11 protein-coding genes are annotated in these 12,376 nt (G+C 53.9%); 5 read left to right on the forward strand and 6 right to left on the reverse strand.

Annotated elements, in window-relative coordinates; translation table 11 throughout:
• Positions 1–16: 16 nt before the first annotated feature.
• The 6 genes from OCV69_RS13495 to OCV69_RS13520 form a co-directional block, all read right to left on the reverse strand.
• Positions 17–2,311 (reverse strand): sensor histidine kinase, encoded by a 2,295-nt coding sequence (locus OCV69_RS13495; RefSeq protein ID WP_022274405.1) that lies wholly within the window; start codon positions 2,309–2,311, stop codon positions 17–19.
• A gap of 11 nt (positions 2,312–2,322) precedes the next feature.
• Positions 2,323–3,018, reverse strand: a complete 696-nt coding sequence (locus tag OCV69_RS13500; protein WP_022274404.1) for a response regulator transcription factor — start codon at positions 3,016–3,018, stop codon at positions 2,323–2,325.
• 96 nt (positions 3,019–3,114) lie between these two features.
• Positions 3,115–5,061 (reverse strand): 1,4-alpha-glucan branching protein GlgB, encoded by a 1,947-nt coding sequence (gene glgB / locus OCV69_RS13505; RefSeq protein ID WP_158359737.1) that lies wholly within the window; start codon positions 5,059–5,061, stop codon positions 3,115–3,117.
• A 4-nt stretch (positions 5,062–5,065) separates the two neighbouring features.
• Positions 5,066–6,406, reverse strand: a complete 1,341-nt coding sequence (locus OCV69_RS13510) for an alpha-amylase family glycosyl hydrolase (RefSeq protein ID WP_158359736.1) — start codon at positions 6,404–6,406, stop codon at positions 5,066–5,068.
• Positions 6,407–6,412: 6 nt separating this feature from the next.
• The gene (locus tag OCV69_RS13515; RefSeq protein ID WP_022274401.1) at positions 6,413–6,646 is read right to left on the reverse strand and encodes a YaaL family protein; all 234 of its coding nucleotides are present in this window, start codon (positions 6,644–6,646) and stop codon (positions 6,413–6,415) included.
• A gap of 208 nt (positions 6,647–6,854) precedes the next feature.
• Positions 6,855–7,265, reverse strand: a complete 411-nt coding sequence (locus tag OCV69_RS13520; RefSeq protein WP_262563154.1) for an ArsR/SmtB family transcription factor — start codon at positions 7,263–7,265, stop codon at positions 6,855–6,857.
• 422 nt (positions 7,266–7,687) lie between these two features.
• On the opposite strand from OCV69_RS13520, the gene OCV69_RS13525 reads away from it, so the two are divergent.
• Genes OCV69_RS13525 through OCV69_RS13545 form a run of 5 tightly spaced genes read left to right on the forward strand, consistent with a single transcriptional unit; the run spans position 7,688 to position 12,299 of the window.
• On the forward strand, positions 7,688–8,143 hold the full coding sequence (locus OCV69_RS13525; RefSeq protein WP_158359734.1) for a hypothetical protein: 456 nt from the start codon (positions 7,688–7,690) through the stop codon (positions 8,141–8,143).
• Between the two features lie 14 nt (positions 8,144–8,157).
• Positions 8,158–9,174 carry a P-loop NTPase family protein gene (locus OCV69_RS13530; RefSeq protein WP_158359732.1) on the forward strand — a complete coding sequence of 339 codons (1,017 nt, stop codon included), beginning with the start codon at positions 8,158–8,160 and terminating at the stop codon, positions 9,172–9,174.
• Positions 9,162–10,358, forward strand: a complete 1,197-nt coding sequence (locus OCV69_RS13535) for a TadA family conjugal transfer-associated ATPase (protein WP_262563155.1) — start codon at positions 9,162–9,164, stop codon at positions 10,356–10,358. The genes OCV69_RS13530 and OCV69_RS13535 overlap by 13 nt, the downstream gene beginning before the upstream one ends.
• On the forward strand, positions 10,348–11,085 hold the full coding sequence (locus OCV69_RS13540) for a type II secretion system F family protein (protein ID WP_158359730.1): 738 nt from the start codon (positions 10,348–10,350) through the stop codon (positions 11,083–11,085). The genes OCV69_RS13535 and OCV69_RS13540 overlap by 11 nt, the downstream gene beginning before the upstream one ends.
• Positions 11,082–12,299, forward strand: a complete 1,218-nt coding sequence (locus OCV69_RS13545) for a hypothetical protein (protein ID WP_158359729.1) — start codon at positions 11,082–11,084, stop codon at positions 12,297–12,299. The genes OCV69_RS13540 and OCV69_RS13545 overlap by 4 nt, the downstream gene beginning before the upstream one ends.
• Positions 12,300–12,376 lie beyond the last annotated feature (77 nt).

Genomic DNA, 12,376 nt, shown 5'->3' on the forward strand with positions numbered 1-12,376 from the left:
ACAGATACAGATCCGGCTAGTTTTTAATGGCAAATGTCAGCTCTGCCTTAAACAGATCCCCGTCAATGGTGATCTCGAACCGGCCGCCCTGGAGCTGGGTCAGGTCCTTGGCAATGGAAAGGCCCAGTCCGCTTCCCTCGGTGGTACGGGACGTATCGCCGCGGACGAAGCGCTCGGTCAGCTCGTCGGGGCTGATGTTTAACGGCGTGGCAGAAACGTTTTTAATGGAGAATACGACCTCGGAATCCCGGTCCTCGATGCCCACGTAGACGCGGGTGCCTTCCATGGCATATTTAAAGGCGTTGTTGTACAGGTTTTCCAGTACGCGCCACAGCCGTCTGCCGTCGGCCTCAATGAGGATCACCTCATTGGGGAGGGTCGTAACGATGTCCAGATGACGGATGGCGTATTTTTCCTCAAATTCACCATTGGTCTGCTGGACCAGTTCCACGATGTCGATATTGGCCATATCCAGCTTGATATTTCCGGAGCTGGCTCTGGAGGCCTCCACCAGATCCTCGGTCAGCGTTTTAAGGCGCTGGGATTTCTGGTCCAGGACCTCAAGATATTTCTGGATCGTGGGATCCTGGGGCTTTTCGCGCTTGATGAGATCCACATAGTTGATGATGGAGGTCAGCGGCGTCTTAATATCGTGGGATACGTTGGTGATCAGGTCTGCCTTTAAGCGCTCGCTTTTTACCTGCTCGGCCAGAGCCGTTTCCAGACCGTCGCTGATGCGGTTTAAGCCCTCAGCCAGCTGCGCCTCCAGGCTGGAAAACTGGGAAACGTCCACCTTGTAGCTGGTCTCTCCGGAAGCCAGCTTGTCGATGGCCTGGTGGAGCTTATCGGTCTGGACTGCGTTGCGGTACAGGAAATAGAATACGACCAGATTGCCCACCACCCAGAAGGAGAGACCGGCCAGGAAGGGAACAGAGGTAAACCCGCTTCCCTCGCTCTGGATGAGGTAAAATGCCCCCAGGGTGATCGTAAACACATTGGCCGCCAGATAAAGTGCAAAGCTTAAGGTCAGACGGTATTTGAAGGTGCTTTCGGAAAGGGTCTCCGTCAGATCATGGAGGAGGCTGTTGGTCCAGAGGCTTTCTGCCTTATAACGGCGGACCAGGCTGAAAAAGGTCAGGATCCCCACCATATACAGGCTTCCGAACATCATGAGACGGCTGGCGCGGTCCCAGTAGCCTTCCGTCACCAGAAGGTGAAGGAGCTTTGATGCCAGAGGGGCCAGAAAGGCGGCGCTTATGTAAGCGGCAAAGGCCATTAACAGCAGCATCAGGTCCGTTTTGATTTTATCAAAGGGATAAAGGACCACGGACCGGTCCCCAAGAGCCGGATGGCCCGAGGCAAACATAAGGAAAACAAAGGTCAGAAGGCAGCCGGCCAGGCCGATGGAGGCCAGGTAGAGCCCGTTTACGAAGGTCTTCCTGGAGCTGTTATACTGGGTATATGCATGGGCATAGTCGTCCAGGGCCTTGTAGGTGGTGTCCAGGCCGATGACCACATAGTTGTTGGAGCTGTTGTAGGGATTGGCCTTGGCCATGAGGGCCGGAACACTGGGAAAGGTGGAATTAAAGTTCGTCCTTACGGCCAGGTCATTGGAATCCCCGGAATAATAGATATATTTTCCCATGGCCATCATGTCGTCGATGGTCATTTCCGGCGCATTGGTGTGGATTTCATAGATGGCGTCATTTTTGGAATAAAAAGCCACACGGAAATAAAAGTTGGTGAAATCCGACATGAGCCGGGAATATATGGAGTAATAGGAAGAGAACCGCTTCAGGATCTCATAGGTCAGCTCCGGCAGGGTGGCAAAGGACTGGTCGGGTCCCGTCAGCTCCTCCTCGGACTGATAGCAGCGCCAGCGCACATAATACTGCTCCTCATCCTCTGCGCTGAGGTTTTCGGGCCCGCCCTTTAAGGCATAGTTGTCGGCCTCATCCATATAATAGCCCAGGGACTTTCCGTATAGGATGATGTCGTTGAGGGTATAGCTCTTGTCTCCGCCGGGGCCGGAGGAGACGTCCAGGACCATTTTATTGTAGTCCACCTCTCCATTGGTCTCAAAAAGCTCCTGGTACTGGATATAGTCGAAAATACTGGCGATGTCGGCCTGCACCTTCTTATTAAAATCCGGAGACTGGTCGAAGGTCTCATCCTCGATCCAGTCCAGTCCGCGGCCGTAGTTGCTGTTCAGATACATGAACCCGACTCCGGTGAGCGCGATCAGGGCAAAGATAAAGTGCAGAAAACCGGAAAAACGCTTCAGAAAAAAACTCGGTGTATTCTGGCTCATCTGGATTCTCCTTACTGTTTCTCGATCTTATACCCCACGCCCCAGACCACCTTTAAGTAGCGGGGTTCCTTGGGGTTGATCTCAATTTTTTCGCGGATATGGCGGATGTGGACGGCTACGGTATTGTCGGCGCCGATGGCATCCTCATTCCAGATCTTTTCGTAGATCTGGTCGATGGAGAATACCTTTCCGGCATTCTTTACAAGGAGTAGCAGGATGTTATACTCAATGGGCGTGAGCTTGATGGGCTCGCCGTCCACCGTCACCTCTTTATTTTCATCATTGATCATGAGACCGCCGCACTTATAGACCTGGGAGCTGTTCTGCTGGTTCAGGTTTCCAAGCTGGGTGTAGCGGCGGAGCTGGGATTTGACCCGGGCCACCAGCTCCAGAGGATTAAAGGGCTTTGTGATATAGTCGTCCGCCCCGATGTTTAAGCCCAGGATCTTATCGGTATCCTCGGATTTGGCCGACAGGATGATAATGGGGATGCTGCTGGTCTCGCGTACCTTTAAGGTGGTGCGGATCCCGTCCAATCCCGGCATCATCACATCCACGATCATCAGGTTCACCTCGTGGTCCTCCAGGTATTCCAGGGCCTCGTAGCCGTCATAGGCCTTGATGACCTCAAAGCCCTCTCCCGTAAGATAAATATTAATAGCTTCAACAATCTGTTTATCGTCATCGCATACAAGAATCGTCTGCATAAGTTCCCTCCTTTAAAGTTTTATCCAGGTAAAAATACGTTCACCACATCCAGTATAACATAAAAATGCGGTGAACGTATTAAAAATTCCTGTCAATTAATTAAAACGGAAAACAGCGGTTCCGTAAGCCGGAAGCGGGTAGGCAAAGGAATAGGGCTGGCCGTCGCATTCAGATTTTACGGAGCGCTTTGAGAAGGCATGCTCCCCGCGCTTATAGAGGCCGTGCTCATTGTCCAGGATCAGCGTATAGGTTCCTGATTTGGGAACGCCCACCCGGTAATCGTCCCGGGCCATGGGAGTGAAGTTGATGACGAACAGGAGGTTCTTTTTCCCTGTTTCATCCCGGCGGATGAAGCTGAAGATGCTCCGGTCGCCGTCGTTGGCGTTGATCCACTGGAAACCGTTCCAATCGCTGTCCAGCCGGTAAAGGGCCGGATATTTCTGGTAGATATGGAGCAGGTCGCTGTAATATTTTAGCAGGTCCCTGTGCTGGGGCTCCTCTGCCAGATACCAGTCCAGGGCTGTTTTTTCGTCCCACTCATGGTACTGGCCGAAATCCTGGCCCATGAATAAGAGCTTTTTGCCCGGATGGCCCATCATGAAGGTATAGCCGGCCTTCAGGTTCGCAAATTTATCGTCCGGGAAGCCGGGCATTTTATTGATCATGGAGCATTTTAAATGGACCACCTCGTCATGGGACAGGGTCAGGATGTAGTTTTCGCTGGTGGCGTAGGTGATCCCGAAGGTCATCTTATTGTGGTTGAATTTTCGGAAATATGGATCTAATTTCATATATTCCAGAAAGTCATGCATCCATCCCATATTCCACTTGAAGGTAAAGCCCAGGCCGCCCTCCTCCGGTGCCTTTGTGACGCCGGGCCATGCGGTGGATTCCTCGGCGATCATGATGGCTCCGGTCATATGGCCTGTAAGGACGCTGTTCAAATGGCGGAAGAATTCGATGGCCTCCAGATTTTTATTTTCTCCGTACTGGTTGGGGACCCAGTTCCCGTCGCTGCGCCCGTAGTCCAGATACAGCATGGAGGCCACGGCGTCCACCCGGAGCCCGTCCACATGGAAATTCTCTACCCAGTAAAGGGCGTTGGCGATCAGGAAGTTTTTCACCTCGTTTTTCCCGTAATCAAAGACCTTTGTTCCCCAGTCGGGATGCTCGCCTTTTCTGGGATCTGCGTACTCATAAAGCGGTTCCCCGTCAAAATCCGCCAGGCCATGGGCGTCTTTTGGAAAATGGGCCGGGACCCAGTCTAAGATCACGCCGATCCCCTTTTTGTGGAGATAATTGACGAAGTACATGAAATCCCTGGGACCTCCATAGCGGGAGGTGGGAGCGTAGTAGCCGGTCACCTGGTAGCCCCAGGAGCCGTCGTAGGGATGCTCCGCGATGCCCATGAGCTCCACATGGGTGTAGCCCATTTTTACCACATAGTCGGCCAGCTCGTGGGCCGCCTCCTTATATGTATAATAGCCCTCCTTTTCCGGCCGGCTGGCCTTTCTCCAGGAGCCCAGATGGACCTCATAAATGGCCATGGGAGCTTTTTCCGGCTCTGTGTGCTTCCGCTTCTCCATCCATTTCTCATCGCTCCAGGAAAAGCCGGAGATATCGGTGGTGATGGAGGCGGTTCCCGGCCGGAACTCGGCGCTGAATGCATAGGGATCCGCTTTAAAAAGGATCTTGTCATCCTTTGTGGTGATGGCAAATTTATAAAGCTCGCCAGTTCCAAGGCCTGGTATGAAGGCTTCGTAGATGCCGGAATCCTCCAGGGGCTTCATGGGAGACGTCTCCGGATCCCATCCATTGAAGTCCCCAACGACGCCCACAGACTTTGCATGGGGCGCCCAGACGGCAAAGTACATACCCGGCTTTCCGCCATAGGTGCGGGGATGGGCCCCCAGCTTTTCAAAGATCTTATAGTGGGTACCCTGACCGAACAGGTAGCGGTCCAGTTCTGTAATGAAGCCGGTACCGGCCGGTCTTCCGGCCTTTTTTGCTGTGGTTTTACTGCTTTTTCCTGAATTTTTCATACTCTTATGCCTCCCGAAGTTTAAAGATCGCGCCGCCTGACGGCGGAAGGGTCACAGAAAGCCTTCCGTTTTCCACCGGTATGGAAGGAGCCTCCCCGTCCAAAAGGTTTATGGCCTGGGACGCCGGGAACGGGACCGGTATGGAAAGGGCTGCGGGCTGGCTGTCATTGTTGACTGCCGAAAGGATCATTGTATTTTCTCCCAGCCGGCCAAACGCATACTGGCGGTTGGTCAGAAGAAGCTCTTTATACGTTCCGTCATGGAGCTCCGGATTATCCCGGTGGATCCGGGCCAGGGCGGCGATATGGTCCGTGATGGGGCCGGTCTTCTGTTCCATATCCTTTAAGGAGAGGGCTGGGCGGAGCGCCTCGTCAGATTCCCGGGTGCGCGCTCCCTGGATCCCCCATTCGCTTCCGTAGTACACGGACGGGATCCCGGGAAGGGTGAATAAAAGCTGGTATACGGGGAACAGGTGGTCTGGTTCCCGCAGCTTGCTGGCGATCCTGTCCTCGTCGTGGTTATCCGTAAAGGTATACAGAGCCCTTCCCACAGATTCCAGCCGCTTCACATTGTGGGCGATCTCAAAATAGTTATGGTCGTTGTGACCGGAGTAAAGAGCCTTATGGAGCTCATAATTGGTAACAGAGTGAAGCATTTCTCCATTGACCCATCTTCCGTATTCTCCGTGGATCACCTCGCCCATGAGCCAGAAATCCTCCTTCATGGAGGCGGTGCGGCTGCGCAGCTCCTTCATGAAGGCAAAATCTAAAACATTGGCGCAGTCCAGGCGGAGGCCGTCGATGTGTAAGGTATCGATCCAGAATTTTACGGTATCCATCAGATACTCTCTGACCGCCGGGTTCTGCAGGTTCAGGCACGGGAGCTCATAGTGGCCCTGCCATGCCTCGTATCCGAAGGAATCGCCCATGGGGCTTCCCCAGCCGAAGTTTACTCCGCGGTACCAGTCCTTATAGGGAGAGGCTTCTTTCTTTTCCTGGATATCGCGGAAGGCGGGAAATTCCCGTCCAGTGTGATTGAACACGGCGTCAACTGCCACACGGATCCCATGCTGGTGGCACTGGTCCACGAAATTTTTAAAATCTTCATTTGTCCCCAGTCTCCGGTCCACCAGGCGCAGATCCCTGGTGTCATAGCCGTGGCCTGTGGATTCAAAGACCGGACCGATATAAAGGGCGGTGCAGCCCAGATCCCGTATGTGGGGGATCCATTGGAGCAGCTCATCAAAACGACAGGCTGCGGAGGCTTCATGATTCGTCTTAGGAGCTCCCAGGAGCCCCAAAGGGTAGATGTGATAAAAAACTGCTTTCTGATACCAGGGCTTCATAGCCGGTCAGACCTCCTGTAATTCCCGCTTTTTAAGGCTCTGGAGAAGGAACTGGTAGCGGAGCTGGGCTGCGTTCAGTTCATAAATGTAGCAGTCGATCAGCGCAGGGTCCACCACCTGCTCAAACTGGTTCTGGGCGGAAAGGATCGCAGTCTGGCTGGCCATGATCTGCTTTTTCAGCTCCAGAAGCTCCTTCGTCCGTTCCTTATTTGGCGCGGATTTTTTGTTTATGAATCGCATACTTCCATTTTCCTTTCTTCTGGTATTGGTCTTTTCCAGTATCCGGCCTCCCGGCAGCCTGCAGCTTCGTTTGCTGGAGGCTGTTTTTCCGGTTCCCGGAAGCTTCGGAACCTCCGGATTCTGACTGGTCTGACTTCCGGTGCTGTGCGGCGCGTTCCGGAGCATTACAAAGGTTAATGGTAGTATTGTCTTTTTATGGGCGAGATATTCATTTACTGGAATTCTGCTGCAGCGCCTCGTTTAATCTGAGAAGCCGGTCGATGGCGGACTGGCTGGTCAGATGGTAATAATTGCAGACGCCGCGTTTTTCCACAGCGATCAGCCCCGAATCCTTCAGGATCTTCAGATGATGGGAGACAGCCGGACGGGAAAGACTGGTTTTTTCTGTGATCTCTTTCACGTTGAGACCGGGAGCGCGGCGTTTTTCAGATACGCTGCGGCTGCCTTTCTGTTCCGTCTCCGGGGATCTGCGGTCCTCCTCCACCTCATAAAGCTGCTGGATGATGGTCAGGCGGGTACTGTCGCCCAGGGCGATGAAAAGGGGGATACACTCCCTGAATGAAGTTTTTAACCGGCTTTCATCCGGCGTATAGTCTTTGTCGTCCGGTTCCTGCGGCATAGGATGGCCCTCCTGTCTGTGTGTTCTGATTCCATTGGTTTAAAAATATAAACTAAATGTATTCTAGCATTTTTTGAAAGATACGTCAATGTTTTGGATAAAACTTAGTAAAGTTATTATTCTGTACGAAAATTTTTTGTAGAATATTGCTGAAAATATAGAGGGCGATTTTACGGTTTTGAAATTGACTTTTTTTCCTGTTTGGCCGATAATAGGAGCACATTCAGAAATGAGCTTCTTCATTTCCAGATCATTTCCAACCGGGCGTCCGCCCGGGACAGGACCGGCAGTTTCGCCGGAAGCCCCAGGATCGGGGCAGGATTCCAGAAAACAACAAAAATAAAGATGGGAGGTGTCTGCCCTTGGCAGTTTTATTTGTCGTACTGCTTTCAGCCGCTGTGACGGACTGAAGGTATGGGAAGGTGTTCCACTGGCAGATCCTTCTGGGGCTGGCAGGCGGGATTGTGGGAGCCATATGGGGAGCCGGGACCGGCGGAGATGTGTTTATATTGCTGGCGGGACTGGCGGCCCGGGTCATTGGTACATGTGCTGTATTTTATACCCTGTTTTTATGCAGGATGCTGGGAGCCGGGGACATTAAGCTGATGGCTCTCTGTACAGGTCTTCTGGGTATGGGGCCGGGGCTCCTGGTGATCTTCACCGGGCTTTTTCTGGCCGCCCTCCGGGCGGCGGGGATGATCTGGCAGCAGGGCTCGCTGTGGATGCGGATGGAGCGGATCGGAACCTTTATCATCCGCTCCGGAAGGGAGGGGAAGCTCCTGGAATATCCGGGAAGGGAGGATAAACGGAATATCCTGCGGCTGGGTCCCTGGCTGTTCCTGGGATATTGTATATGGCTGGCTGGAAGATATCTCTGAGGAGGTGAGGGAAGATGAAAAAGATCATGGCAGTTTACGACGAGGATCCGTTTTATGCGGAACGGCTTTCTGATTATATCAACCGGAGGGAGGACGGGATCTTTTCCGCCCGGGCCTTTACATCCAGGAAGCGGCTGGAGGAGTTTGCCAGGGACCATGGGATCGATGTGCTCCTTACGGGAACGCTGTCCGAAGGAGGCTTTCCAGGCCTCCCGTCGGTCCAGCGGATCCTTCTCACAGAGGAGGAAGTCCGGGCAGGGGAGGGAGGCGGGCATGGGATCTATAAATACCAGTCCGGCGACGATATCCTGCGGGAGGTGATGGCGGCCTACTGTGAAACGCCGGAAGGGAAAACGGATTTTCCTGGGCTTCCGGCTTCGGGGAAACGGATCATCGGCGTGTATTCCCCGGTGGGAAGATGCGGGAAAACGTCATTGGCCCTGGCAATGGGCCAGCTTCTGGCCAGAGAGGAAAAGCTGCTGTTCATTACGCTGGATACGTTTACCGGTTTTTCCGGTCTTCTGGACGAGCAGTGGAAGCGGGATCTTTCGGATCTGATCTATTATTATAAGCAGGGCCGGTTCCACGGCCTTCAGCTTAATTCGGTCATTTACTATCTGGGAGATATGGCCTGGCTGCCTCCGATCCGTTTTCCGGATGATTATAACCAGATCACTTCAGAGGAAATGGCGGATTTTCTGTTAAAGATCCTGGAGGAGGGAGGATATGGGACCCTGGTCCTGGATATTGGGAACTATGGGAGACAGGTCATGCCGCTTCTGGAGATCTGCCAGGCGGTCTATATGCCCATCCGGGAAGATGCCGTTTCCAGGGCCAAGCTCCAGGAGTTTGAGCAGTATGTGGAAAAAAGCGGGAAAAAGACGGTGGCGGGAAAATTCCATAAGATCCATGTTCCCATGGTCACAGGAATGAAGCGGATGGAGCATTTTCCGCAGGAGCTTTTGTGGGGGGATCTGGGAGATTTCGTCCGAGGGATGTTAAAGGGGCAGAGAGGGATATGGGAGAGCTGATACAGGATCTGAAACGGGAGCTGCGGGAGGAGATCCTCCAGGGAATGTCCTATGAGCGCCAGATGACGGATGAGGAGCTGGCCCAGGTCATCGACGGGAAGATCCTGGAGCAGATGGAGCGGGAACCCATGGCTCTCAGGGACAGGCTGAGACTTCAGAAGGAGCTGTTCGATTCCTTCCGGAGGCTGGATATCCTGCAGGAGCTGGTGGATGACCCGGGAATCACGGAGATCATGGTCAACGGCCCGGAGGAGGTGTTTGTGGAGACAGAAGGGAGGATCCGGAGATGGGAAAAATCCTTTGAATCCCGGGAACAGCTTCTGGAGCTGATCCGGCAGATCGTCAGCCGGGTCAACCGGACGGTCAATACGGCGTCCCCCATTGTGGATGCCAGGCTGGAGGACGGTTCGAGGGTCCATGTGGTGCTGGAGCCGGTGGCACTAAACGGACCGATCCTCACGATCCGGAAATTCCCGGATCCGATCACCATGGACCGGCTTCTGGAATACGGGAGCGTCACAAGGGAGGCGGCGGACCTTTTAAAAATACTGGCGGCGGCCCGATACAATATTTTTGTCAGCGGAGGCACGGGGGCGGGAAAGACGACCTTTTTAAACGCTCTTTCGGAGTTTATTCCTCCAGAAGAGCGGGTGATCACCATTGAGGATTCAGCGGAATTGAAGCTGGCCCACATTGAGAACCTGGTACGGCTGGAAACAAGAAACGCCAACGGGGAGGGCCAGGGAGCCATTGGGATCGGAATGCTGATACGGGCGGCTTTGCGTATGAGACCGGACCGTATAGTGATCGGGGAGGTCCGGGGACAGGAGGCCGTGGACCTGCTCCAGGCCATGAACACCGGCCATGACGGGAGCTTTTGCACCGGCCATGCCAATAGCTGCCGGGATATGCTGGCCAGGCTGGAGACGATGGTCCTTATGGGGATGGAGCTTCCCCTGCCGGCCATAAGGAGCCAGATCGCGTCAGCTCTGGATGTGATGGTCCATGTGGCAAGAATGAGGGACAGGAGCCGGAAGGTGACGGCAATCGAGGAGGTGGTGGGAATTGAAAATGGTGAGATCGTCCTCAGACCTTTGTTTTCCCTGGACGGGGAGGGAGAGCTCCGAAAGGCCGGAGACCTCAGATGCCAGGAAAAGCTCAGAAGGGCAGGGTATGGATTATGAGGTATACCGGCTGAGCAAAAAGGAGTGGCTGCTGTATGGAAGCCAGGGAATTGGGTATCTGGCGCTTCTTGACTTCGTATTTTACAGAAGCGCGGCGCTGTTTGCGGTGCTGGCGCCTATGGGGATCTGCTATCCGCTTATCTTGAGGAAGGATCTGAAGCGGCGGCGGAAAGAGGCCTTAAAGCTCCAGTTCAAGGATGCGATCATTTCGGCTGCCTCCGGACTCAACGCAGGGTATTCGGTGGAAAATGCCTTTGCCGCTGCATTGGAGGAAATGGACCGACTTTATGGGAAGGATTCTATGATATCCCAGGAGCTGCGCCTGATCCTCGCCAAGACCCGGATGAACCGGGCTTTCGGGGAGGCCCTGGGGGACTTTGCCAGGAGGAGCGGCCTGGAGGATATCCAGAGCTTTTCCGAGGTGTTTCTGGCAGCCCGGAAAAGCGGAGGGGAGTTGGTAAGGATCATTGCCAGGACAGCGGAGATCATCGCGGAAAAGATACGGATCCAGGAGGACATTATGACGGCCACAGCAGCCAGGCGGATGGAGCAGAGGATCATGAGCGCCATTCCGCTGCTGATCGTTTTTTATATCGAGCTTACGTCCCCGGGCTTTTTTGACCTTCTTTATGGGACGGCAGCCGGACGGGTGGTGATGACAGTATGTCTTGGAATTTATTTAGGGGCCTGCAGCCTTTCAAAAAGGATCCTGGAGATCCGTATATGAGGGGAACGGTATACAGATATCTCCGGTATGGGGGATGCGCTGCCCTGGGAATCGTTTTCTTTTTGGGAGCCGAAGCGGCGGATACAGACCGGCAGACTGTGGATAAAGGGATCTTAAAACGGAACCCATGGGGACAAAGGGATGCAGTATACGAATTTTATGCGGAAGGACTGGAGGAGGGAGCTGTTGAACTGGCAGTAACGGTTCCGCCCCGGAGACTTTCCCCAAAGGAATTCCACCAGCGTATGCCAGAGATCTCGGAGATCCTCCTGTCCGGTATCCTGGGAAGCAATGTGTCTTTGGACCAGATCCGCACAGATCTGGAGCTGCCGGAGGAGCTTCCGGAATATGGGATCCAGGTGGAATGGGAATCGGAGAGGCCGGAGCTTCTGAGCAGCATGGGGCTTTTAAACCAGGAAGGGCTCCGGGGGGTGGACCCGTCCAGGGGGGAAACGTTCTCTTTGATGGCGGAGCTTTCATGCGGAGAGGAGAAGGAGCTGGTGACGGTCCCAGTCACCGTCCTTCCGGAGGAGATGACCCAGGGAGAGCGCCTGGCGGAAAGGATAGACAGTCTGGCGCTGGAGGATATGGAAAATGAGACGGTCCGGCTTATGGAAGAATTTGAAGGAGTCCCCATTACATACCGGAGAAAGGGACGGTTTCAGAATGCGGTCCTTCTGGTTTTGGGAGGCGTTCTGGCGGCCTGTCTCTGGATGAAGGAAAAAAATGACGAACAGGTCCAGAAAAAGAGAAGGGAGGAGAGCCTGACGGCAGCTTATCCGGACCTGGTCTCAGGCTTTCTGGTACTGACAGGGGCCGGTTATTCCATCCGCCAGGCCTGGAAAAAGACAGTCCAGGACCGGAAACAGTCGGAGACGCTTCCGTTTTCAGAGGTTTACCAGGAAATGCAGGTCACGTTGAACCAGATGGAGACGGGGACGCCGGAGGCTTTTGCATACGTCCGGTTTGGAAAACGCTGCGGACTCCGGTGTTACACGAGATTTTCCGGTATTCTGGAGAGCTCTCTGCGCACAGGTGGAAGCAGCCTCAGAAGCCTTCTGGAGCCGGAAATGGAAGAAGCCTTTAAGATACAGGCGGACCTGGCCCGGAGAAAGGGGGAGGAGGCGTCCACAAAGCTGCTGCTTCCCATGTTTGGGATGCTCGGAATCGTTATGGTAATGGTAACTGCGCCGGCGTTTTTCTCGCTGGGCTGAAAGCATTCTGGTGATATGTCAAGAACCTTTTGAAAAAGATTTTGATGTGTCTTTCCGAAAAAAGGGTAACCTTAATA

Source organism: Alitiscatomonas aceti (assembly GCF_025567195.1).
Lineage (GTDB): Bacteria > Bacillota > Clostridia > Lachnospirales > Lachnospiraceae > Alitiscatomonas > Alitiscatomonas aceti.